Source organism: Kitasatospora sp. NPDC001547 (assembly GCF_042894165.1).
Taxonomy (GTDB): Bacteria; Actinomycetota; Actinomycetes; order Streptomycetales; family Streptomycetaceae; genus Kitasatospora.
Genome location: NZ_JBIAVL010000002.1, coordinates 22,938 through 44,878, shown reverse-complemented (window position 1 = coordinate 44,878; position 21,941 = coordinate 22,938). Strand labels below are relative to the sequence as shown.

General features: G+C 73.3%; 20 protein-coding genes. 4 read left to right on the top strand and 16 right to left on the bottom strand.

Annotated features, from left to right (window positions below):
- Nucleotides 1-44: 44 nt before the first annotated feature.
- The 9 genes from ACFY0X_RS02975 to ACFY0X_RS02935 form a co-directional block, all read right to left on the bottom strand.
- Nucleotides 45-995, bottom strand: a complete 951-nt coding sequence (locus ACFY0X_RS02975; RefSeq protein ID WP_387748156.1) for a transketolase family protein — start codon at nt 993-995, stop codon at nt 45-47.
- Complete coding sequence (locus ACFY0X_RS02970) at nt 992-1,810, bottom strand: transketolase (RefSeq protein ID WP_387748154.1); 819 nt, start codon at nt 1,808-1,810, stop codon at nt 992-994. The genes ACFY0X_RS02975 and ACFY0X_RS02970 overlap by 4 nt, the downstream gene beginning before the upstream one ends.
- The gene (locus tag ACFY0X_RS02965) at nt 1,807-3,660 is read right to left on the bottom strand and encodes a M20/M25/M40 family metallo-hydrolase (RefSeq protein ID WP_387748152.1); all 1,854 of its coding nucleotides are present in this window, start codon (nt 3,658-3,660) and stop codon (nt 1,807-1,809) included. Before ACFY0X_RS02965 ends, ACFY0X_RS02970 begins: the two co-directional genes overlap by 4 nt.
- Nucleotides 3,657-4,709, bottom strand: coding sequence for an N-acetyl-gamma-glutamyl-phosphate reductase (gene argC, locus ACFY0X_RS02960; protein ID WP_387748150.1), 1,053 nt, complete (start codon nt 4,707-4,709; stop codon nt 3,657-3,659). The genes ACFY0X_RS02965 and argC overlap by 4 nt, the downstream gene beginning before the upstream one ends.
- Nucleotides 4,702-6,021, bottom strand: a complete 1,320-nt coding sequence (locus ACFY0X_RS02955; protein WP_387748148.1) for a DegT/DnrJ/EryC1/StrS family aminotransferase — start codon at nt 6,019-6,021, stop codon at nt 4,702-4,704. Before ACFY0X_RS02955 ends, argC begins: the two co-directional genes overlap by 8 nt.
- Entirely contained in the window at nt 6,021-6,650 is a 630-nt protein-coding gene (locus ACFY0X_RS02950) for a degT/DnrJ/EryC1/StrS aminotransferase (protein ID WP_387748146.1), read from the bottom strand. Before ACFY0X_RS02950 ends, ACFY0X_RS02955 begins: the two co-directional genes overlap by 1 nt.
- A 14-nt stretch (nt 6,651-6,664) precedes the next feature.
- Nucleotides 6,665-7,534, bottom strand: coding sequence for a RimK family alpha-L-glutamate ligase (locus ACFY0X_RS02945; protein WP_387748144.1), 870 nt, complete (start codon nt 7,532-7,534; stop codon nt 6,665-6,667).
- Nucleotides 7,531-7,719, bottom strand: a complete 189-nt coding sequence (locus ACFY0X_RS02940) for a lysine biosynthesis protein LysW (RefSeq protein ID WP_049648974.1) — start codon at nt 7,717-7,719, stop codon at nt 7,531-7,533. Before ACFY0X_RS02940 ends, ACFY0X_RS02945 begins: the two co-directional genes overlap by 4 nt.
- Before the next feature lie 115 nt (nt 7,720-7,834).
- Nucleotides 7,835-7,999 carry a hypothetical protein gene (locus tag ACFY0X_RS02935; RefSeq protein WP_387748142.1) on the bottom strand — a complete coding sequence of 55 codons (165 nt, stop codon included), beginning with the start codon at nt 7,997-7,999 and terminating at the stop codon, nt 7,835-7,837.
- Nucleotides 8,000-8,135: 136 nt separating this feature from the next.
- Between ACFY0X_RS02935 and ACFY0X_RS02930 the strand changes: the two genes are divergently transcribed.
- Entirely contained in the window at nt 8,136-9,173 is a 1,038-nt protein-coding gene (locus ACFY0X_RS02930; RefSeq protein ID WP_387748140.1) for a LuxR C-terminal-related transcriptional regulator, read from the top strand.
- 57 nt (nt 9,174-9,230) lie between these two features.
- On the opposite strand, the gene ACFY0X_RS02925 is transcribed toward ACFY0X_RS02930, so the two are convergent.
- The 4 genes from ACFY0X_RS02925 to ACFY0X_RS02910 all read right to left on the bottom strand — a co-directional run bounded on the left by ACFY0X_RS02925 (nt 9,231) and on the right by ACFY0X_RS02910 (nt 14,751).
- A complete protein-coding gene (locus ACFY0X_RS02925) occupies nt 9,231-10,538 on the bottom strand; it encodes a glycoside hydrolase family 18 protein (protein ID WP_387748138.1) in 1,308 nt (435 codons plus the stop codon).
- Between the two features lie 164 nt (nt 10,539-10,702).
- Nucleotides 10,703-13,348, bottom strand: coding sequence for an aconitate hydratase AcnA (gene acnA / locus ACFY0X_RS02920; RefSeq protein WP_387748136.1), 2,646 nt, complete (start codon nt 13,346-13,348; stop codon nt 10,703-10,705).
- 183 nt (nt 13,349-13,531) lie between these two features.
- Complete coding sequence (locus ACFY0X_RS02915; protein ID WP_387748134.1) at nt 13,532-13,687, bottom strand: hypothetical protein; 156 nt, start codon at nt 13,685-13,687, stop codon at nt 13,532-13,534.
- On the bottom strand, nt 13,684-14,751 hold the full coding sequence (locus ACFY0X_RS02910) for a hypothetical protein (RefSeq protein ID WP_387748132.1): 1,068 nt from the start codon (nt 14,749-14,751) through the stop codon (nt 13,684-13,686). Before ACFY0X_RS02910 ends, ACFY0X_RS02915 begins: the two co-directional genes overlap by 4 nt.
- 30 nt (nt 14,752-14,781) lie before the next feature.
- Between ACFY0X_RS02910 and ACFY0X_RS02905 the strand changes: the two genes are divergently transcribed.
- The 3 genes from ACFY0X_RS02905 (at nt 14,782) to ACFY0X_RS02895 (ending at nt 16,331) form a co-directional block, all read left to right on the top strand.
- Entirely contained in the window at nt 14,782-15,141 is a 360-nt protein-coding gene (locus ACFY0X_RS02905) for a hypothetical protein (RefSeq protein WP_387748130.1), read from the top strand.
- A 162-nt stretch (nt 15,142-15,303) separates the two neighbouring features.
- On the top strand, nt 15,304-15,714 hold the full coding sequence (locus tag ACFY0X_RS02900; RefSeq protein ID WP_387748128.1) for a type II toxin-antitoxin system VapC family toxin: 411 nt from the start codon (nt 15,304-15,306) through the stop codon (nt 15,712-15,714).
- A gap of 83 nt (nt 15,715-15,797) precedes the next feature.
- A complete protein-coding gene (locus tag ACFY0X_RS02895; RefSeq protein ID WP_387748126.1) occupies nt 15,798-16,331 on the top strand; it encodes a superoxide dismutase family protein in 534 nt (177 codons plus the stop codon).
- A gap of 73 nt (nt 16,332-16,404) precedes the next feature.
- On the opposite strand, the gene argF is transcribed toward ACFY0X_RS02895, so the two are convergent.
- The 3 genes from argF to ACFY0X_RS02880 form a co-directional block, all read right to left on the bottom strand.
- Nucleotides 16,405-17,406 (bottom strand): ornithine carbamoyltransferase, encoded by a 1,002-nt coding sequence (gene argF, locus ACFY0X_RS02890; protein WP_387748124.1) that lies wholly within the window; start codon nt 17,404-17,406, stop codon nt 16,405-16,407.
- Nucleotides 17,407-17,586: 180 nt separating this feature from the next.
- The gene (locus ACFY0X_RS02885) at nt 17,587-20,277 is read right to left on the bottom strand and encodes a polynucleotide kinase-phosphatase (RefSeq protein ID WP_387748122.1); all 2,691 of its coding nucleotides are present in this window, start codon (nt 20,275-20,277) and stop codon (nt 17,587-17,589) included.
- Nucleotides 20,274-21,884 (bottom strand): 3' terminal RNA ribose 2'-O-methyltransferase Hen1, encoded by a 1,611-nt coding sequence (locus ACFY0X_RS02880; protein ID WP_387748120.1) that lies wholly within the window; start codon nt 21,882-21,884, stop codon nt 20,274-20,276. The genes ACFY0X_RS02885 and ACFY0X_RS02880 overlap by 4 nt, the downstream gene beginning before the upstream one ends.
- Between the last annotated feature and the right edge of the window lie 57 nt (nt 21,885-21,941).

Sequence of the window (21,941 nt, the reverse complement as noted above, 5' to 3'; positions counted from 1 at the left end):
TCCGGGGTGTTCGGACGGACGGCGCAGGGGTTCCGGGCGCCCGCTCAGCGGACGCAGGCTCCGACGGAGGCCGGCAGCCGGCCGGCGCCGCCGGCCCGGGCCACCGCCGAGAGCACGGCGGGCAGCGAGAGTCCGACCGCGGCCATGACCTCCTCGTGGTCGCCGCCGGTGGAGGGCCAGGTCAGGTCCGCGCTCGCCGCGGTGACCTCGCAGCCGGGCATCAGCAGCGCGAGGGCCTCGGCCGCCCCGCCCTGGGCGCGGTGCTCCTCGACCACGACGAACCGCCGGTGGTGGCGCGACAGTTCGGCCGCGGCGCGGGCCAGGTTCGGGTGGTCCAGGTAGACCAGGTGGGCGTGGGCCGGGCCGGGCCGGGCCTCCCGCGCGGCCAGCGCCAGGCGGGTGCCCTCCTCCCCCACCGACACCAGGCAGACCTCGCCCGGATCGGCCCGGAACTCCCAGTTGACCAGCGGCGGCTGCGCGCCCTCCCAGTCCAGCGAGCGGTACTGGGCGTTGCGCCCGGTGCGGATGTAGTGCGGCCGGCCGGAGCGCACGGCCTCGCGGACCACCGCCCGCATCTCCGCCTCCCCGTAGGGGGCGGCGATGACCACGCCCGGGATGCTGCGCAGGACGGCGAGGTCCTCCAGGCAGTGGTGGGTGGTGCCGAACCAGGCGCCGGAGACGCCCGCGTAGGGCGCCACCACGGTGACCCCGGCGTTCAGGTAGCCCAGCGTCAGCTTGAGGCTCTCCGCCGCGCGCAGCGCCGCGAAGGGCGCGAAGGTGCTGACGAAGGGCTTGTACCCGCCCGCGGCGAGGCCGGCCGCCATGTCGACCATGGCGCCCTCGGCGATGCCGAGGTTGAAGAAGCGGTCGGGGTGGGCGGCCTGGAACGGGTGGCCCTTGCCGCCGAGGTCCGCCTCCAGGCAGACGATGGTGTCGTCCTCGGCGGCGAGCCCGGTCAGCTCGTCGCGGTAGGCGTCACGGCCCGAGAGGGTCATCGGATCGCTCGCTTCCACTTGGCGGCGCGCGTGGCGTCGATGGTCACGTAGTGGGAGCCGGCCTTGCCCTCCACGGCGGGCACGCCCTTCCCCTTGACGGTGGCCGCGATGACGGCCAGCGGCCTGCGGGCCCCGGCGCGGTCGCCGGCCAGCAGTGCGGTGAGCGCCGCCAGGTCGTGCCCGTCGGTCTCCACGACCTCGAACCCGAAGGCGGCGAACCGCTCGGCGAGCCGGGGCAGCGGAGAGATGTCGGCCACCAGGCCGTCGTTCTGGCCGCCGTTGCGGTCGACCACCAGCACGAAGTTGCCCAGCTCCTGGGCCACGGCGACCTGGCAGGTCTCCCAGACCAGGCCCTCCTGGAGCTCGCCGTCGCCCGCGACGGCGATGCCGAGACCGCTCCGGCCGCCGAGCTTGCGCGCCAGCGCCCAGCCGGCGGCGTACGGGACGCCGTGGCCGAGGCTCCCGGTGGGGAAGCGCACGCCCGGGACCTTGGGGCCCGGGTGGCCGGTGAACGGCTCGCCCGCCAGGCCGTAGCGTGGGGTCGGGTCGTCCGGGAGGACGCCGCTGACGTGCAGGGCCGCGTAGAGGCCTGCGGCGGCGTGCCCCTTGCTGAGCACGACCTCGGTGCCGTCCCCGGCCGAGGCCCGGTGCAGCGCGGCGATCAGGATGTCCAGGACGGACAGGCTGCCGCCGAGGTGGCAGCCGCGCGGCCCGGCGGCCATGTCGACCACGAGCCGGCGGGCCCGTACGGCCCGGTCGGTGAGGACGGCCAGCAGGCTGTCCTCGGCCCGCGGCGGGGCGAGCACCGCGCTCATCGACGGCTCCCCTCGGGCAGGGCGAACCACCGGTTGACGGCGTCCGCGAGCAGCGAGCGGGCGGTGCGGTACTCCATGGCGCCGATCCGCTCCTCGTCGGTGTGGTCCAGCGAGGAGTCGCCGGGGCCGTACGCCACCATGGGCACGTCGTGCCAGGTGGTGGCCAGCGTGTTCATGTCCGACGTGCCCTTCTTCACGACGAAGCGGGGCCGGATGTCGGCGTCCGCGAAGGCCCGGGTGAAGACCTTGACCAGCGGGCTGGAGCGGCCGCCCACGTAGCCGGGGGTGGCCCGCAGCACCTCGACGGCCACGCCGGGGCGGACCTGGTCGAGCGCGGCCGCGCGCAACGCGGCGAGGTCGGCGGTGGGCGGCACCCGGAAGTTGAGGATCCCGGTGGCGTGGTTGTGCTCGCGTCCGGTCCCGCTGCTGATCTCGATGACCGCGCTCAGCGCGTCGGTCGCCTCGGCCAGCACCGCCGTCCGGATGCCGCCGAGCGCCTCGATCAGGAGGTCGGGGGCGGAGACCGCGTCCTGTCCGGCCGAGTGGCCGCTGGGCACCGACGCCGTCACCTTGAGCTTGAAGAGCCCGAAGTAGCCGAGCGTCAGCTTCTGCGCGCCGCTGGGCTCGCCGATCACGACCGCTTCGGCCGGGTAGTGGTCCCGGACGTGGAAGGCGCCCTTGGAGGAGGAGATCTCCTCCTCGACCGCGCCGACCACGCACAGCTGGCCGTCCTCCGGGATGTCCGCGTGGGCGAGCACCTCCAGGAAGCTGGCCAGGCTGCCCTTGGCGTCGACGCTGCCGCGGCCCCACAGTTCGCCCTCGCGCCACTCGGCCGGCCAGCGGTGCGGCACGGTGTCGAGGTGGCCGAGGAGCAGCAGCCGGCGGGGGCCGATGCCGCGGCTGGCGACGAGGTTGCCCACCTCGTCGACGGCGGCGTCCATGCCGCGCTCCCGGCACCACTCGGCCAGCAGGGTGGCGAGTTCGGCCTCGTCGCCGGAGACCGAGGGCACCGAGACGACCCGGGTCAGCAGGCTCAGGTCGGCGGAGGGCTCGCGCACCCGCCAGAACCTGGTCCAGTTCGCCGGCTCGGCCATGGTGTGCGGCCCGGTGATGGCCACGTCGGCGCTGCCCTCCAGGGCGATCTCGGCCGCGCGGACCTTCTGCCGCATGCGTCCCGCGGCGTACCGCGCTCCGTCGCCCGGGTAGGCGTCGGCCAGCGTGGAGCGCGGGTCGTCCTTGTCCGTCAGCAGTCCGGCGGTGCCGGTGACCAGCCGCAGGTGGTCGGCGTCGAGCGCGTTGGCGAGGACCGCCGCGAGCACGTCGGCGTCGACGTTGAGCGGGGCGCCGCCGTCCGGGTCGGCGACCGGCGCGGACAGACAGACCAGGTCGTAGCTGTCGAGCAGGGCGTTCAGCCGCTCGGTGTCCACCCGGGCGGGCACGCCGGCCCGGTGGTCGCGGACCACGATCGGCCGGCCCTCGGCGGACAGCGCCTTCAGCGGGCGGTTGGCCCGCCCGGTCACCAGTGCGCCGCGCGCCGCGACGGCGGTGAAGACGCCGAGCCCGAGGGCCCGGGCGTCCCGCTCGACGGCGGGCAGGGTGACCCGCTCGTAGGCGTCGACCAGGTGGGCCATCTCCTCGGGCGGGCAGTAGCGCACCTCGTCGCCGTTGGCGAGCCGCAGCTGCGGCATCGGGCGGCCGATCGCGCGGTAGTGGGTCTCGATGCCGGTGGCACCGCCGGCGACCAGCAGCACCCGGGCGCCCCGGGCCACCAGGTCGGCCAGCTCCTTGTGGATCGTCCCGTGGTCGAGGGTCGCGCTGCCGACCTTGACCACGTACAGCGGGCGGCTCATGGCGACACCGCCGTGGTGGGCAGTCCGGCCGTCTCGTCCAGGCCGAAGATCAGGTTCATCGCCTGGATCGCCTGCCCGGCCGCGCCCTTGACCAGGTTGTCCAGGGCCGCCACCGCGACGCACTGGTTGCCGCGGACCGCGACCGCCACCTCGGCGACGTTCGAGCCGACGACCGCCTTGAGCATCGGGAAGTCCTGCGCCGCCTTGGGGGCCGGCCGGACCCGGACGAAGGGCTTGCCGAGGTACGCCTTGGCGTAGGCCCGCTTGACGTCCAACGCCGTGACGCCGTCCCGCAGTTCGGTGTACGCGGTGACCATGATGCCGCGCGACACGTCGAGGCTGTGGGTGGAGAACCGCAGGTCCACGGCGGCGCCGGTGAGGTCGGCGATCGCCTGCTGGACCTCCGGGGCGTGCCGGTGCCCGTGCAGCTTGTGCACCCGGATGTTGCCGCTGCGCTCGGCGTGCGGCTCGCCGCCGCCGCGACCGCTCCCGGTGGAGCCGGTCTTGGCGTCGACCACGACCCGGTCGGTCGCGAGCGAGGCGGCGAACATCGGGTAGAGCGCGTAGATGGTGGTGACGGCCATGCAGCCGGGCAGGCTGATGAACCGCTCCTGCGGGATCCCGGGGCTCAGCTCGGGGACGTAGTAGGCGAACTCCTCGCTCGGCGGGTTCGCGGCGGTCTTCGGGTAGTGGGTGCGGACGTCGTCGCCGTCGCGCAGCCGGAAGTCGCCGCCCAGGTTGAGCACCCGCTTGGCGTTGTCGGCGATCAGCGGCAGCTGCTCCGGCAGGGTGCCGGTCGGCAGGCAGCCGAAGGCGACGTCGACGGGGCCGGCCTCGGCGAGCTGCGCCAGCGGCCGGAGGGTGAGCGAGCCGGCCCTCGGGTGGTTGCGCAGCCAGGGGTGGACGCTGCCGACCGTGGCGCCGGCGTTGCGCTCCGCGGAGAGGAACGCGAGTTCCACGCCGGGGTGTTCGAGCAGCAGCCGGATCACCTCGCCGCCGGTGTAGCCGCTCGCGCCGATGACGGCGACGCGGATCTTCTCGTCAGCCAAGGCGGGCCGCCTTCTCCCACGGGCGGCGGTAGTCGCCGCTCTCGACGAGCTTGCGGATGGCGTCCGGGCGCCGGGCGACCTTCCGGAAGGCGTCCGCGTAGCGCAGGATCCGCTCGTACTCGACCGGGGAGCGCAGCTCGCGGCAGAGCACCAGGGTGCTGTCGAGCATGCCCAGGGTGACCGGGAAGTCCTCGGGCCGGTGGTCGCGCACGGCGTCCGGGTTGAGCGAGAACGGGTAGCCGTTGCCGAAGCCGTCGCGGTGCTGGAACGGCAGGTGGCACGGGATCGGGGTGTTCTGCCACTCGCGGGCCGGCACGCCCTCGGCGACCAGCAGCTCGTGCACCGCCTCCTTGACGGCGTGCACCGGCAGGTCCTCCAGGCCGACGGCCTCCGGGTGCAGGGTGGTCCGGTACATGTTGTACGCGTGCACGTGCCCCTCCGGGACGTGCGGCGGCGTGAACAGACCGGTCCCCGCCAGGGCCTCGCCGAGCAGGGCGGCGTTGCGGGCCCGGATCTCGTCGTAGTACGGCAGTCGGGCCAGCTGGCTGGTGCCGAAGGCGGCGGCCACCCAGGACATGCCGTAGTCGATGGCGTGGCGCTCCAGGTAGTCGACCGCCCGACGGTACGCCTCCTCGGTGGCGTAGAAGGCGATGCCGCCCTCGCCGCCGAGCGGGAAGTTCTTGTCGGCCATCAGGCTCTGGCCGGCGGCGTCGCCGAAGGAGCCGGCCACCCGGTCGCCGATCTTGGCGGAGTGGGCGTGCGAGGCGTCCTCGACGAGCGCGATGCCGTGCTGGTCGGCCAGGGCGCGCAGGGCGGACACGTCGGCGGGCAGGCCGTGGACGTGCACCGGCATGAGCGCCCTGGTCCGCGGGGTGATCGCGGCGGCCGCGGCCTGCGGGTCCATGCAGTACGTGCGGGGGTCGATGTCAACGAACACCGGGATCGCGTGCGCGGCGACCACGGCCTGCGCGGTGGCGATGAAGGTGAACGCCGGGACGATCACCTCGTCGCCGGGCTGCACGCCGGCGCCGACCAGGGCCATGTGCAGGCTGGAGGTGCCGCTGGCGGTGGGCAGGGCGTACTCGGCGCCGACGTAGGCGCGGTACGCCTCGGCGAAGTCGGCCACGACCTTGTCGGGCGACTGCCGCTGGGCGAGCATCAGGTTGAAGACGTCTTCCTTGGTGATGATCGGGAAGAGCGTGCGGCGCTGAGCCTTGGGGATCATCGCGCCGCCGCCGAGGGCGGCGAGCTCGTCGGCGAGGTCGGCGGCGGTGGGCAGGGGCAGTGGGGAATTCGGGAAGTCGGTGATCATCAGCGTGCTCCGGAGGTTGCGGCGGCGGGGCGCGCCGCGTGGGTGAGGGCCATCCGTACGCAACCGGCCACCAGGGGGCTCAGCCGGTAGTTGAACTGGACCCCTGGCACCAGCTCGGCGTCGGCCTCCTGCTGGGTCCACATCGTGCGCAGGTCGTAGGCGCCGAAGATCTTCAGCCGCTCGGCCCGGGCCCAGAGCCGCTCGTCGTCGGTGAGCACGGCGGCGGCCGGGCCGAAGCCGAGCCCGCTCAGGTCCACCACCAGCGCGGGGGCGGTGGCCCCGGCGGTCAGCTCGTCCAGCCGGCCGGCGTTCTCGGGGGTCAGGGAGACGAAGTCGAAGGCGGCCGGGGCCTGCCCCTCGACGGTGACGCCGAGCCAGCCCAGGAAGGCCACGGTGGCCTCGTCCGGCTCGGACAGGGACACGGTGTCGCCGTGGCCGATGCCCTGACCGGCCAGGGCCGCGTGCAGGGCACCGGTCCGGCTGTTCAGCAGGACGGCCTTGGCACGGCCGGTCCGCTTGGTCAGCAGCCGCTCCAGCGCGGGCAGTTCACGGTCGCTCTTCTCGATGCTCATGACCACGCCCGAGGTGAGCACGCGGGCGAGCACCGTCGCGGTGTCGAACAGTTCCATGGATCCTCTCCGGGTCACACGGCCGCGGCCGCCAGCTGCCCCGCGACATAGGTGGCGAGGTGGCCGGCGACGTTCACTCCGTGCAGGGCGGAGGAGCGGGCGAATTCGGGGTTGGCGTTCACTTCCAGGACGAGCAGTTCACCGGTGGTGCGGTCCTCCACCAGGTCGACCCCGTAGAAGCCGGGGCCGAGGACGTCGACGACCTGGCCGCAGAGCTTCTCCATCTCCGGGGTGACGTCGACGCGCCGGACCTCGGCGCCCAGGTGGGTGTTGGTGCGCCAGTCGTCCGAGACCCGCTGGATCGCCACGACCGGGGTGCCCCCGACGACGACCACGCGCAGGTCGTGGCCGGGCTTGTCGATGTACTTCTGCACGATGACGGGGAAGAGCTTCCCCGCGGCGTCCACGGACTCGCGCCCGGCGGCCCAGGCCTCCAGGCACGCGTCGTCCGCGAGCTTGGTGACGCCGCGCCCCCAGGAGCCGCTGACCGGCTTGACCACCGCGGGCATGCCCAGTTCGGCCACGATCGCACGGACCTGGTCGTAGCTGAAGGCGTGCCGGGTGAGCGGGTGGGGGATTCCGTGCCGGGCGAAGAGCAGCGCCTGCAGGCCCTTGTCGTTGCAGGTCTCGATGGTCGACGCGCGGTTGAGCGTGGTGATCCCGGCGTGTTCCAGGCGGCACGAGACGCTGATCGCGTCCCGGTGGGACAGGTTGCGGATCAGGGCCAGGCCCGGCGGGTCGGTGTGACCCGCCACGACCTCGGACAGATCCTCCATCAGGAGTGGAGTCGCCGTCAGACCCTCCCCACGCAACGCCCCGAGGAGGAGCTTCTCCTCGGGGCGGAGCATGGTGGCCGACAGCAGGACTCGGCCGGGGGAGGTCACTCGCCCCAGTCCTCTTCCACCTCGGGGGCCAGGTCGAGGCGGACGCCGGCCTCGGACTTCTCGACGACCTCGTGCTCCTGGCCGCAGGCCGCGCACTCGGTCACCTCACCCCGCTCCCAGGCCTCGTCGACCTCGAAGTCGGTGTCGCACACCAGGCATTTCGGTACGGCAATCGCAGCGGTCATTTCTCTCTCCTTCTGAATGTCGGCACGCCGAAATAGGCGAAACGTGATTCGCAGCACTCCCGCGGGTCCGCGGATCGGCGATACTGTCCAGGGGCGGCGGATTCCCGCCGGTCGATCAGGCCCAGCCGGGGTCGCCCGGCAGGAGCGCGGCGTCGCTGACGGCAGCGGTGGGGGCGCTGCCGGAGACGCTCGGCGCGGCGGAAACGACGATCACCGCGAGGGCGGCCATAACGACGGACGCGAGGATTCGACCCGGGAACCGCATGATCTTCATTTCCATCCACCCCTAGATAGATCTCTCCGTTAGCGCCGGGGGTTTCCCCGGCACACAGAGAGAATGCCTGGGAATGGGTCCTTGCCAGAAGAGATCCGATGGCTCAGGATCGTGCACTGCAAGATTCCGAAGGGGGTGGCACATGTGCGACATATCAGACGCCGGCGGCCCGGAGGCTAACCCCGGGCCATGTGACGAGGGGATCACGTTCTACCGCAAGGCGGTGCTGTTGGGGAGGGCTCCGACCGCGGCACCGCCGGCGTGCCTGACCGAGCTGGGGCTGCTGACGGCGGCGCTGGGCGATCCGTCGGTCCTGGTACCGGTCCCGCCCGAGGTCGCCACCACGGCCCTGCTGCACCCGATGGAGCAGCAGATCCTCGAACAGCAGCAGCAGGTGGCCGCGATCCGGACCGCCATGTCCCAGGTCGAGAGCGTCTACCGGACGCTGCGCAGGGAGGGCGGGGACACCGTCCAGCGGCTCGGCGGCGCGGCGGTGATCGCCGCCGCGGTGGCGGAGACGACCCAGGCGACCGAGCGGGAGCTGCTCACCGCGCACCCGGGCGGCAGCCGGCCGACCGACGTCCTCGCCAGATCGCTGGTCCTGGCGCTGGACGCGCAGAAACGGGGGGTCCGCCAGCGCACGCTCTACCAGCACTCCGTCCGGGCGCACTACCCGACGCTGGACTACATCAAGGCCGTCACCGACGCCGGCATCGAGGTGCGGACCGTCGATGAGGTGTTCGACCGGCTCATCATCTGCGACCGCTCGGTGGCCTTCATCCCGGACAAGGAGCTGGAGCACCACAACCACGCGCTCAAGATCACCGATTCCGGCGTGGTGCACTTCCTGGCGTCGGTCTTCGAGCACGCCTGGGAGCGGGCCGCACCGGTCGTCTACGAGAGCGACCACCAGCGCCCACCGCTGCTCACCGACGAGACCCGGCTGCGGGTGCTCCAGCTCATGGTGGACGGCTACACGGACGCGGCGATCGCCAGCCGGCTCGGCATCAGCTCGCGGACCGTGGCGAGCCACCTCAAGAAGGTGTCGGAGATCCTCGGCAGCAACAGCCGGGCCCAGCTCGCCTATCTGACCGCGCAGAGCGGCATCCTGGACGGCTCCCCGCCGCCCGCCCGGCAGCCCCGGGGCCCGCGCGCGGAGCCGGCCGCGCCGACCGCGTGACAGGGCCCGCCGCGGGTGCGTCCGCGGCGGGCCCTGGGTACGGGGGGTGGGGAACGGTCAGTCGCGGCGCAGGCCGCGGTCCAGCGCGGCGATCGCGCTGCCCTGGGCGTCGTCCCCGTCCAGCGACCAGACCATCACCCCGGCCAGGTCGTTCCAGCGCGTGTACCGCGCCTTCCGGGTGAGCACCTCGGCGGTGTCGTAGCTGTAGAAGGTGGTGCCGTCGTACTTCCAGGACGCGCCGTGGTCGCGGTCCAGGTAGACCTTGCCCGGCAGCGCGTTGATCTCCTGGTACGAGTGGTCGGGCGCGGCCGCGGTGGCGCTCTGGAACAGGCCGCCGCGCGTGCCGGGGGCGACGCCGGTCCAGCCGTGGCCGTACAGCGGGGCGCCCAGGACGAGCTGCTCGGAGGGCAGGCCGCGCTCCTGGTAGTGCACGACGGCCTTGTCGGCGCTGCGCCCGCGCGGGTCCGGGTCGGCCGGGTCGGAGTACAGCGGGGCCTGGTGGCTGGCCGGCCCCTTGCCCTCCCACGGGCCGTGCAGGTCGTAGGTCATCACGTTCAGCCAGTCCACCGACTCGCTGAGCAGCGGCAGTTCGAGCCGGTCGGCGACGGTCTCGTTGGCGGCCACGGCGGCGGTCAGCAGGTAGTGCCTGCCCTTCCGGCCGCCCAGCGCGTCCAGCTGGTCGCGGAACTCCCGCATCAGCAGGGTGAAGTTGCGGCCGTCCTCGGGGCGGACCACGTTGCCGGCGTCCCCGCCGCCGCCCGGGTACTCCCAGTCGATGTCGATGCCGTCGAAGACGCCCGCGGCCGAGCCCGGGCCGCCCTCCGGGGAGTCGGCCAGGACCGGCACGTCGCCCTTGAGGTAGAGGTCGATGCAGGAGGAGACGAACTTCTTGCGGGCCTCGTCGGTGGCCGCCGCGTCGGAGAAGTACTTGGACCAGCTCCAGCCGCCGAGCGAGATGACGGTGCGCAGCTGGGGGTTCTTCGCCTTGAGCTTGCGCAGCTGGTTGAAGTGGCCCTTCAACCGCTGGCCCGGGGCGTCGGCCACGCCGTCCACCGACTCGGCGGCGGAGAAGGGGCGCTGGTAGTCGTTGCGGGCGTCGCTCTGGCCGGGCTCGTTGCTCTCGAAGCAGGTGCCCTCGGCGGAGACGTTGCCGAAGGCGTAGTTGATGACGGTGAGCTTGGCCGCCTGGCCGGACTCCTGGACCCGCTTGGCGGAGCTGTCGGCGCCCCACTGGGTGAAGTAGCCGACCCGCTGGCCCTTCAGCTTCGGGCCGTGCCGTCCGTCGGCGGCGTCGGCGGTGGCGGGGGCGGCGAGCAGCGCGGCGACGGTGGCGGCGGCGAGCAGGGCTGAGGCGCGAGTGGGCATACCGGACCTGTTCTCTGAGGCGGCGTCAAATGGTCTGGACCAGATGAGAGAGAGGTTTAGTCCATCCGCCGTTCACCGCACAAGGGGGCGGGCCCGGTCGGTGCAGCATGCAAAAGGGGCCGGACCGCGTGGTGCGGTCCGGCCCCCTGGGGCTTTGCCGGGACTCAGCCGATCAGCGAGCGCAGCACGTACTGCAGGATGCCGCCGTTGCGGTAGTAGTCCGCCTCACCGGGGGTGTCGATGCGGACGACCGCGTCGAACTCCTTGTCACCCGCCTTGACCTTGACGGTCTTCGGGGTGCGGCCCTCGTTGAGCTCGGTCACGCCGGTGATGGAGAAGGTCTCCTCGCCGGTCAGGCCGAGGGACTCGGCGTTCTCGCCCTCCGGGAACTGCAGCGGCAGGACGCCCATGCCGATCAGGTTCGAGCGGTGGATGCGCTCGTACGACTCGGCGATGACGGCCTTGACGCCCAGCAGCGCGGTGCCCTTGGCGGCCCAGTCGCGGGACGAGCCGGAGCCGTACTCCTTGCCGGCCAGGACGACCAGCGGGATGCCGGCGGCCTGGTAGTTCTGCGAGGCGTCGTAGATGAACGACACCGGCGCGTCGGCCTGGGTGAAGTCGCGGGTGTAGCCGCCCTCGGTGCCCGGCGCGATCTGGTTGCGCAGGCGGATGTTGGCGAAGGTGCCGCGGATCATCACCTCGTGGTTGCCACGACGGGAACCGTAGGAGTTGAAGTCGCGCTTCTCGACACCGTTGGCGGTCAGGTACTGCGCCGCCGGGGTGCCCGGCTTGATGTTGCCGGCCGGGGAGATGTGGTCGGTGGTGACCGAGTCGCCCAGCTTGGCCAGGACGCGGGCGCCGGCGATGTCGGTCACCGGGCTCGGGGTCTTGGCCATGCCCTCGAAGTACGGGGGCTTGCGGACGTAGGTGGACTCGGCGTCCCACTCGAAGGTGTTGCCGGTCGGGACCGGGAGCGACTGCCAGCGGTGGTCGCCGGCGAAGACGTCCTGGTAGCCCTTGTCGAACATCGCCTCGTCGATGGAGCCGGCGACGGTGTCGGCGACCTCCTGCTCGGACGGCCAGATGTCGGCGAGGAAGACGTCGTTGCCGTCGGTGTCCTGGCCCAGGGCGTCCTTGGTGATGTCGATGTTCATGTTGCCCGCGAGGGCGTAGGCGACCACCAGCGGCGGGGAGGCCAGGTAGTTCATCTTGACGTCGGGGTTGATCCGGCCCTCGAAGTTGCGGTTGCCGGAGAGCACCGAGACGACCGCGAGGTCGGACTCGTTGACGGCGGCCGAGACCTCCTCGGGCAGCGGGCCCGAGTTGCCGATGCAGGTGACGCAGCCGTAGCCGACCAGGTTGAAGCCCAGCTTCTCCATGTACGGGAGCAGGCCGGCCTTCTCGTAGTAGTCCATGACGACCTTGGAGCCGGGCGCCAGGGTGGTCTTGACCCAGGGCTTGACGTGCAGGCCCTTCTCCACGGCCTTCTTCGCCAGCAGGGCGGCGCCCAGCATGACGGAGGGGTTGGAGGTGTTGGTGCAGGAGGTGATCGAGGCGATCACGACCGCGCCGTTGTCGATCTCGTAGGTCGAGCCGTCGGGGGCGGTGACGGCGGTCGGCTTCGAGGCCTCGGCGGAGTAGGTCGGCAGCGCCTCGGCGAACTTCTCGGCGGCCTCGGCCAGGATCACGCGGTCCTGCGGGCGCTTCGGGCCGGAGATCGACGGGACGACGGTCGAGACGTCCAGCTCCAGGTACTCGGAGTAGACCGGCTCGTGCGACGGGTCGTGCCAGAGACCCTGCTCCTTGGCGTACGCCTCGACCAGGGCGAGCTGCTGCTCGTCGCGGCCGGTGAGCTTCAGGTAGTTGATGGTCTCGGCGTCGATCGGGAAGATCGCGCAGGTCGAGCCGAACTCCGGCGACATGTTGCCGATGGTGGCGCGGTTGGCCAGCGGGATGGAGCCGATGCCGTCGCCGTAGAACTCGACGAACTTGCCGACCACACCGTGCTTGCGCAGCATCTCGGTGATGGTGAGCACCAGGTCGGTGGCGGTGGTGCCGGCCGGCAGCTCGCCGGTCAGCTTGAAGCCGACGACGCGCGGGATCAGCATGGAGACCGGCTGGCCGAGCATGGCGGCCTCGGCCTCGATGCCGCCGACGCCCCAGCCCAGCACGCCCAGGCCGTTGACCATGGTGGTGTGCGAGTCGGTGCCGACGCAGGTGTCCGGGTAGGCCTGGCCGTTGCGGACCATGACGGTGCGGGCCAGGTGCTCGATGTTCACCTGGTGGACGATGCCGGTGCCCGGCGGGACGACCTTGAACTCGTCGAAGGCGGTCTGGCCCCAGCGCAGGAACTGGTAGCGCTCCTTGTTGCGGCCGTACTCGATCTCGACGTTCTGGGTGAACGCGTCCTTGGTGCCGAACTTGTCGGCGATGACCGAGTGGTCGATGACCAGCTCGGCCGGCGCCAGCGGGTTGATCTTGGCCGGGTCGCCGCCCAGCTCCTTGACGGCCTCGCGCATGGTGGCGAGGTCGACCACGCACGGCACACCGGTGAAGTCCTGCATGATCACGCGGGCCGGGGTGAACTGGATCTCCTGGCTCGGCTGGGCGTTCTCGTCCCAGTTGCCGAGGGCGCGGATGTGGTCGGCGGTGATGTTCGCGCCGTCCTCCGTGCGGAGCAGGTTCTCCAGCAACACCTTGAGGCTGTACGGCAGCCGCTCGGAACCCTCGACGGCGGAGAGCTTGAAGATCTCGTACGACTCGTCGCCCACCTGCAGCGAGCTGCGGGCGTCGAAGCTGTTCGCGGACACGACTGACTCCTTCTGGGTGCTTCGTGCGAATTCCGGCCGTCACGCGGTGGTAAGGTCAGCCTTACTTAGGCTGACCTTGCCCGCATCGCCGGCGAGCGCCTCTCGGCAAGTATCTTGATGTCGAGATATATCGTAGGACGCAGTTATCTCGATGTCGAGATAAACCATAGTGCATGCCGTGGCTCACCGGTCGTCCGGGCCGCGCCGCTTGCGCTCCAGCCTGATCAGCCAGACCGCGCCCGCCACGACGGCGGCCGCCATCAGCAGCACCACCACAAGCTCACCACCGGAACCGCCGGTCGGCGAGGGGGCGATGTCGGCCAGCGGGATCGTCCTCACTCTTCCTCCTCCGTTCGCGCCCGGTTCGCGCCCAGGCCGAGAACCAGTACCAGCAGCACCGGGAACTCCAGATAGGCGTGGTACGACGCCAGCGCCGCGCACAGCGAACGGCCCCGGGCGTGGTCCACGGCGAACAACACGGCCAGCAGCACCCCCGCGCCCGCCCCCAGCAGCCACGCCCGGCACCCGCGCAGCCCCGGCACCCGGGCGTCGAAGCGCTCCGCGGCCTCCGGCGCGTACCGGGGCAGGAACCAGACCCAGACCACGTAGTGCATCGTCTGGAGGAACGCGAACACCGCCAGGAAGCGCAGGCCCGCCTGCGGCGCCAACAGGGCCGGCGGGGTGTAGGCGGCCGCCAGCCGGTCCGTCCAGCCGCCCGGTCGCTGGGACAGCGGGCCGTCCAGCAGGCCGCTCAGCAGCAGCGCCGGCACCAGCAGCACCCAGGCCGACTGCAGCGCCAGGAACGCCGCACGGCCCCGCGCCAGCCGGCGCGACCACTCGGCCAGGAACAGCAGCGGCACCACGTTGTGCAGGTGGGCCAGCACCACGAAGTGGTACGCGGGGAAGGCCAGCGACGCCGCCCCGGCCCCCGCCAGCAGCACCGCGGCCGCCGGCAGCCACCGGGGGCGACCGCGCAGCCCGTACCGGCACGCCGCCGCCAGCAGGCCGTAGGCGAGCAGGATCTCCGCCGACTGGGCGGCCCGGGAGGGCGGCAGCAGCCGGCACAGCACGATGCCGGTCACCAGCACCAGCAGCAGTCGCAGCAGCGGGCCGGCCAGGACGGCGGCGAAGCGCCCGGCCACGTAGCGCAGCTCCAGCACGTTGTGCAGCAGGCCGAAGGCGGCCAGGCCCAGCACCGCCAGGCCGGTCGGGGCGCGCAGGGCCAGGGCCAGGGCGAGGACGGCCGACAGGGCGAAGCCCGCGAACGGCGCGGCGCCCGGCCGGGCCGCCGGGCCCGGGGCGGGCCAGAGGGTGGCGGTGGCCGGCGTGCTCGTGGTCGGCGTGCTCGTGGCCGGCGTGCTCGTGGCCGGCGTGCTCGTGGCCGGCGTGCTCGTGGTCGCCATGCTCCCCCTCCCCGTGGCACGATCCCCGCCGTGCGCTACCCGGTGGCCCTCGCCCTCACCCTGCTGACCGAGGTACCCGTCTACACCGCCGCCCTCCAACGCGTGGGCCGGGTCCGTCCCGGGCGGGCGGCCGCGGCCGCCGTCCTGGTCAACCTGGTGACGCACCCCCTGCTCTGGTGGGCCCTCCGGCACTGGACCGACGGGCCGGCGGCAGCGTACTGGACGGGCTTCGCGCTCGGCGAGGCGGCGGTCTGCGCCGTCGAGGCACTGCTGCTCCGCCCGCTCACCGGGCTGCGCCCGCGCGACCCGCTGCCCTGGGTCGCCGCCGGCACCGCCAACGCCGCCTCCCTGCTGGCCGGACTGCTCGCCGGACCGACGGCCGGGGGCTGAACCCGCCGAGAGCCGGGCCCGGGGCCGTGCCAGGGGTCTCCGGGGCCGTGTTCCCTGCCGCCGGGGCCGGGCGACCGGCCTCCGGGCCCGGCGCCACCGGACGAGGACCGCCCCGGTACCGTGGCCGGGGAGTGGACGTGCGGAACGGGCAGGGGCCGACTGATGATCGTGGTGGACGCATCCGCGCTGGTGCTGGCGCTCGCCGACCAGGGCCCGCGCGGGGTGCGGGCCCGCGAGGAACTCGCCGCCGGCGGCGAGTGGTTGGCGCCCGAGCACATCGTGGTCGAGGTGATGCAGTCGCTGCGCGGCCTCTACCTGGCGAAGGAGCTGACCGCCGAGCGGGTCGCCGAACTCGCCGGCGAACTGGCCGAGGTGGCGGTGCGCCAGGTCCGCAAGGTCGAGGTGGCGCCGCTGCTCGGCCGGATCTGGGAGCTCAAGGACAACCTCACTCCGGACGACGCCGCGTACGTCGCGGTCGCCGAACGGTACGGGGTGCCGCTGGTCACCGCCGACCTGCGGCTGATGCGGGCCAGCGGGCCGCGCTGCGAGATCCGGGGGATCCGGCGGGACTGAGCGGCCCACGGCCCGGGTGTCCTCGGAGCTCCGGCCGCGTTAGCAGGGCGACCGTCGCCCCGCCCGTGGAAGGCCCCGTCCCGATGACCGCTCCGCTCGCCGCCGCCCTGCTGCCGCTGGCCCTGCTCACCCCCGCCGCCTCACCGGTCTCGGTCGTCGAGGTCGCCTTCGACCCGGCCACCGCCTTCGTCCCGCCGGCCGCGATCAGCTACGCGAACGACCTGGTGCCGTACGGCTCGCACGCCCGGATCGTCACCGACCGCTCGGTGCCCGGGCGGACGGTGCTCACCCTGACGGCCTCCGACCTGGCCCCCGACCACGAGTTCCCGGTGCACCTGCACACCGGCCGCTGCGGGGCCGACCCGGCCTCCTCCGGGCCGCACTACCAGGACGAGGCCGACCCTGTGCAGCCGTCCACCGACCCGGTGTACGCCAACGAGCGCAACGAGCTGCGGCTGGTGCTGCGCACCGACGGGCGGGGGCGGGGCAGCGCCACCACCGCGGTGGACTGGCAGCCGCGGCCGGGCGAGGCGCGCTCGCTGGTGCTGCACGCGGGCACTCCGGCCGGGCCGCACGCGGCGGGCGACCGGGTGGCCTGCGTCAAGCTGGACGACTGAGGCCCGCGCCCCGGGCCCTCCGCGGCCCGGAGCCGTCCGCGGGCCGGGCCGTTCGGCTCCTGCCCGGGCCCGGTCAGGAGCCGAGGGTGGCGACCAGCACCGCCTTGATGGTGTGCAGCCGGTTCTCGGCCTGGTCGAACACGATGGAGTGCGCCGACTCGAACAGCTCGTCGGTGCACTCCAGCTCGGTCATGCCGGTCGCCTCGTACATCTGCCGCCCGACCACCGTGCCGAGGTCGTGGAAGGCGGGCAGGCAGTGCAGGAACTTCACGTCCGGGTTGCCGGTGGCCCGGACGGTGTCCATGGACACCTGGTACGGCCTGAGCAGCTCGATCCGCTCGGCCCAGACCTCCTTGGGCTCGCCCATCGAGACCCAGACGTCGGTGTAGAGGAAGTCGGCTCCGGCCACGCCCTCGGCCACGTCCTCGGTCAGGGTGATCCGGGCGCCGGTCGTCTCCGCCAGGGTCCGCGCCGACTTCTGCACCTCCTCGGTCGGCCAGAGCGCGCGCGGGGCGACGATCCGGATGTCCATGCCGAGCATGGCACCGGTGACCAGCAGCGAGTTGCCCATGTTGGAGCGGGCGTCGCCGAGGTAGGCGAGGGCGACCTCGGGGAGCGGCTTGACGGTGTGCTCGGTGACGGTGAGCACGTCGGCCAGCATCTGGGTGGGGTGCCACTCGTCGGTCAGGCCGTTCCACACCGGGACGCCGGCGTACTCGGCCAGCTCCTCGACGATCTCCTGGCCGTGGCCGCGGTACTCGATGCCGTCGAACATCCGGCCGAGCACCCGGGCGGTGTCCTTGACGGACTCCTTGTGGCCGATCTGCGAGCCCACCGGGTCCAGGTAGGTGGTGGTGGCGCCCTGGTCGTGGGCGGCGACCTCGAAGGCGCAACGGGTGCGGGTGGAGGTCTTCTCGAAGATCAGCGCGATGTTCCTCCCGCGCAGCCGGGGCTGCTCGGTGCCCGCGTACTTCGCCGCCTTCAGACCGGCGGCGAGGTCCACCAGGAAGCGGAACTCCTGGGGCGTGAAGTCGAGCTCCTTGAGGAAGTGCCTGTTCCGGAGGTTGAAGGCCATGCCGGGCTCCTGGGGTGACGGGACTGCGGGAAGGCGGCAAGTGTATACGATGTTCGGAATTTCTATACAGAAGCCGGCGGTGCCGGAGCCGGGGCGCCCCCGGGGGTCCCGTCCTCCGGACCGCCGTCACCGCCGTCACAGCCCTCACGTCCGTCACAGCCCTCACGGCCCGCACGGCCGTCACAGCCGGGGGTCGACCGGCTCCGACTCCAGCGCGAGCACCGCGAAGACCGGCTCGTGCACCCGCCACAGCGGCTCCCCCGCCGCCAGCCGGTCCAGCGCCTCCAGGCCCAGCGCGTACTCGCGCAGCGCCAGCGAGCGCTTGTGACCCAGCGCGCGCAGGCGCAGCCGGTCGAGGTGCTCGGTGTAGTCCGGACCGTAGACGATCCGCAGGTACTCCCGGCCGCGCACCTTCACCCCGGGCTGCACCAGGCCGCCCGGGCGGCCCTCGCCTCGGACGGTGCGCGCCGGCGAGGCCAGCGGCTTGACCACCATGCCCTCGCCGCCCGCCTCGGTCAGCTCCTCCCACCAGGCGGTGGCGGCGGCCGTCGAGGCCTCGTCCTCGGTGTCCACCAGGATCCGGCGGGTGCGGTGCAGCACCGGCTCCTTCCGCCCGGCGCCGCCGGTGCCGGCGCCGGAAGCGCCGTCGGTGCCGTCGGCGGCCGGGCCGACGGCCGTGTCGGCGTCCACCAGGCGGTCGATCCAGGCCAGGTGCTCGTCGTGCGGGCGCACCGCGAGGTTCGCCCCCTCGGCCGCGAGCACCTGGAACGGCGCCAGCCGGATGCCCGACAGCCCCTCGGTCGGCCAGCAGTAGCGCCGGTACGCCTCGGTGAACGCCCGCGCGTCGGCCGCGCGCTGCCGCTGGCGGGCGGTCAGGTGGGCGAGGTCCAGGCCGCGCCCGGCCGCCCGCTCCAACGCGGACAGCACCTCCGGAAGGGCCGCGCCCGCCGCCGCGCCGACCGCCGCGTACTGACGGCGCAGCAGCTCCACCGCCTTCAGCGACCAGGGCATCAGCTCGGCGTCCAGCAGCAGCCAGTCGGTGGCCAGCTCCTCGAACAGCCCGGCGCGCTCGGCGGCCGACCGGACCCGGTCGAGCACGGCGCCGGTCAGCTCCTCGTCGGCGAGGAAGGCACGGCCGGTCCGGGTCCAGATCGCGCCCGGGCCGGCCACGCCGAAGCGGCGCTCCAGCGCGGCCCCGTCCCGGGCGACCAGCAGCACCGCGCGCGAGCCCATGTGCTTCTCCTCGCAGACCAGGTGCCGCACGCCGTCCGCCCGGTAGCCGAGGAAGGCCTCCTCCGGGTGCTCCAGGTAGCCGTCCCGGCGGGAGGTGGCGCTCGGCGCCATGGTCGGCGGCAGGTAGGCGAGCAGTCGCGGGTCCAGCGCGAAGCGGCTCATCACCTCCAGTGCGGCGGCCGCGTTCTCCTCCCGGACGGCCACCCGCCCGTGCAGCCCGGTCTCGACGATCCGGCGCCCGGCCACGTCGGCGAGGTCCAGCGGACGGCCCTCGCGGGCGCCCGGCGCGTCGGTGATCAGCGGGCGCACCGGGGCGTACCACTCGCGCTCGGCCTCGACGCTCACCAGCTCGCGCTCCGGGTAGCGCAGCGCGGTCAGGCTGCCGCCGAAGACGCAGCCGGTGTCCAGGCAGACGGTGTTGTTGACGAAGCTCGCGGTCGGCACCGGGGTGTGGCCGTAGACCACCAGCGCCCGGCCCCGGTACTCCTCCGCCCACGGGTAGCGCACCGGCAGGCCGTACTCGTCGGTCTCGCCGGTGGTGTCCCCGTACAGCGCGTGCGAGCGGACCCGGCCGGAGTTGCGGCCGTGGTACCTCTCCGGCAGGCCGGCGTGGCAGACCACCAGGGCGCCGCCGTCCAGCAGGTAGTGGCTGACCAGGCCGCGCATGAACGCGCGGACCTCGGCGCGGAACTCCTCGCTCTCCCCCGCCAGCTGGTCCAGCGACTCCCGCAGGCCGTAGGCGACGGTGACCTTCCTGCCGTCCATCGCCCGGCCGAGCTTGTTCTCGTGGTTGCCCGGCACGCAGAGCGCGTGGCCGGCCGCCACCATGCCCATCACCAGGCGCAGCACGCCCGGGGTGTCGGGGCCGCGGTCGACCAGGTCGCCGACGAACACGGCGGTGCGGCCCGCCGGGTGCGCCGCGTCCACCGGGCGGCCCTCGGCGTCCCTGGTCAGGGTGTAGCCGAGCCGGGTCAGCAGGGTCTCCAGCTCGGAGCGGCAGCCGTGGATGTCGCCGACGATGTCGAACGGGCCGGTGAGGTGGCGCAGGTCGTTGTAGCGCTTCTCCAGCTCGATCGCGGCCGCCGCCACCTCCGCCTCACCGCGCAGGACGTGCACCTTGCGGAAGCCCTCGCGCTCCAGGCCCCGGAGGGAACGGCGCAGCTCCCGGTGCTGGCGGGGGATCACATGGGCGGGCAGCTGACGGTCCGGGCGGGAGCGGTTGCGCTCGGCGCACACCCCCGGCGGGACGTCCAGGACGATCGCGATCGGCAGCACGTCGTGCTCGCGGGCGATCGCGACCAGCTGACGGCGGGCCTCGGGCTGGACGTTGGTGGCGTCCACGACGGTCAGCCGGCCGGCCGCCAGGCGCTTGCCGACGATGTAGTGCAGGACGTCGAAGGCCTCGGCGGAGGCGGACTGGTCGTTCTCGTCGTCGGCGACCAGGCCGCGGCAGAAGTCGGAGGAGACCACCTGGGTGGGCAGGAAGTGGCGGCGGGCGAAGGTGGACTTGCCCGCGCCGCTGGTGCCGATCAGGACGACGAGGGAGACGTCGGTGACGGGGAGGCGGCGGGGGGCGGCGCTCTCCGTGCCGTCCTGGCGCTGGCTCTCGCCGGGCGTGTCGGTCGGATCGTCGGTCATCGGGGCTCGCCTCCTTCGGGCGTCGTGGTCGTGGCGGGCGTCCGGGCCGTGGGTGTCGTGGTGCCGGGCGTCGTGGTCATGGGCGTCGAGGTCGCGGGCGTCGAGGGCGTGGTGAACAGGGCCAGCTGGGTCGGCGCGCCGACCTCCCCGTCCTCCGGGCCGACCGGGCGCAGCTCCACGGTGTAGCCGTACGCGGCGGCGACCTTCCCGGCCCAGGCGCGGAACTCGGCCCGGGACCACTCGAAGCGGTGGTCGGCGTGCCGGACGGTGCCCGCCGGCAGGTTCTCCCAGCGGACGTTGTACTCGGCGTTCGGCGTGGTGACCACGACCGCCCTCGGCCGGGCGGCGCCGAACACCGCGTACTCCAGCGCGGGCAGCCGCGGCAGGTCCAGGTGCTCGATCACCTCGCACAGCACCGCCGCGTCGAAGCCCTTGAGCCGGGCGTCGGTGTAGGTGAGCGCTCCCTGCACCAGCGCCACCCGGGCCGCCTGACGCTCCGACAGCCGCTCCAGGCCCAGCTTACGACTCGCCGCCCGCAGCGCCCTGGCCGAGACGTCCACGCCGAGGATTCCGGTGAACCGGGCGTCCTTGAGCAGGTCGCCGATCAACTCGCCCTGGCCGCAACCGAGATCGGCGACGCGGGCGGCTCCGGTCTCGCGCAGCGCGGCGAGGATCGCCGTGCGGCGCTGCTCGGCGAGCGAGGGCTGCCTGGGCTCCGGCTGCTCCCGGTGGTCCGGCTGCTCCGGCTGGTCCCGGCCGTCCTCCTCGGCCCGGTCGTCGACCGCGTTGTCGATCTCCTCGACCTCGCGGTCGTCGGCCTCCGCCAGACGGGCCAGTTCCAGGCGCTCCAGGGCCGACCGGGTCAGCGCCCAGCGCCGGGCCAGGTAGCGGCGGGTGATCAGGGCGCGCTCCGGGTGGGCCGCCAGCCAGCCCTGCCCGGCGGCGAGCAGCTTGTCCACCTCGTCCGGGGCGACCCAGTAGTGCTTGGCGCCGTCCAGCACCGGCAGCAGCACGTACAGCTGCTGGAGCGCGTCGGCGAGCCGGACCGTCCCGGAGGAGAGCGCGATCCGCACGTAGCGGGACTCGCCCCACTCGGGGAACGACTCGTCCAGCGGGATCGCCGTCGCCTCGACCTGCCAGCCCAGCGGCTCGAACAGCCGGACCACCAGGGCCGGGCCGCCGCCCTCGCCCGCGCCGTTCGCGGGCACGGCGGGCAGCTCGATCCGCAGCGGGCGGGCCCGCCCGGGCAGTTCGGGCCGGGCCGGGCAGGCGCCCTTCATCGCGGACCGGAACACCGTCCGCAGCGCCACCGCGAGCAGCGAGGACGCGGCGTACGGGCGGTCGTTGACGTACTGGGCGAGCGCGAAGTCGGGCGAGCCGCCGCGCCCCCGGCCGTCGCCCCGGCCCTTGCGGACCAGCGCGATCGGGTCGATGTCGAGCAGCAGCGCCGCCGTGCAGGCCTCGTCCCGCGCCTCCGGGTAGAAGACGTGGGCCTCGCCGTGCGACGTGGTGAACCGCTGGACCTTGCCGGGGTGCTTGTGCAGCAGGAACCCGAGGCCCGTGGCCGGGTCCTCGGCGCTACCGGTGGTGGAGATCGACATGAACACCCGCTGAAGTATTGCCCAGCGCCGCGGCGCCCAGCACCGGGTTTTCCCGCCCCGCGA

Excerpts from the sequence above, each read along its gene's own strand:
- ACFY0X_RS02935 (WP_387748142.1), bottom strand. The coding sequence starts at position 7,999 with ATGGAAATGAAGATCATGCGGTTCCCGGGTCGAATCCTCGCGTCCGTC.
- ACFY0X_RS02965 (WP_387748152.1), bottom strand. The coding sequence starts at position 3,660 with ATGAGCCGCCCGCTGTACGTGGTCAAGGTCGGCAGCGCGACCCTCGAC.
- ACFY0X_RS02885 (WP_387748122.1), bottom strand. The coding sequence starts at position 20,277 with ATGACCGACGATCCGACCGACACGCCCGGCGAGAGCCAGCGCCAGGAC.
- ACFY0X_RS02940 (WP_049648974.1), bottom strand. The coding sequence starts at position 7,719 with ATGACCGCTGCGATTGCCGTACCGAAATGCCTGGTGTGCGACACCGAC.
- ACFY0X_RS02900 (WP_387748128.1), top strand. The coding sequence starts at position 15,304 with ATGATCGTGGTGGACGCATCCGCGCTGGTGCTGGCGCTCGCCGACCAG.
- ACFY0X_RS02975 (WP_387748156.1), bottom strand. The coding sequence starts at position 995 with ATGACCCTCTCGGGCCGTGACGCCTACCGCGACGAGCTGACCGGGCTC.
- ACFY0X_RS02950 (WP_387748146.1), bottom strand. The coding sequence starts at position 6,650 with ATGGAACTGTTCGACACCGCGACGGTGCTCGCCCGCGTGCTCACCTCG.
- ACFY0X_RS02925 (WP_387748138.1), bottom strand. The coding sequence starts at position 10,538 with ATGCCCACTCGCGCCTCAGCCCTGCTCGCCGCCGCCACCGTCGCCGCG.
- ACFY0X_RS02910 (WP_387748132.1), bottom strand. The coding sequence starts at position 14,751 with ATGGCGACCACGAGCACGCCGGCCACGAGCACGCCGGCCACGAGCACG.
- ACFY0X_RS02955 (WP_387748148.1), bottom strand. The coding sequence starts at position 6,021 with ATGATCACCGACTTCCCGAATTCCCCACTGCCCCTGCCCACCGCCGCC.
- argF (WP_387748124.1), bottom strand. The coding sequence starts at position 17,406 with ATGGCCTTCAACCTCCGGAACAGGCACTTCCTCAAGGAGCTCGACTTC.
- ACFY0X_RS02930 (WP_387748140.1), top strand. The coding sequence starts at position 8,136 with ATGTGCGACATATCAGACGCCGGCGGCCCGGAGGCTAACCCCGGGCCA.
- ACFY0X_RS02895 (WP_387748126.1), top strand. The coding sequence starts at position 15,798 with ATGACCGCTCCGCTCGCCGCCGCCCTGCTGCCGCTGGCCCTGCTCACC.
- ACFY0X_RS02970 (WP_387748154.1), bottom strand. The coding sequence starts at position 1,810 with ATGAGCGCGGTGCTCGCCCCGCCGCGGGCCGAGGACAGCCTGCTGGCC.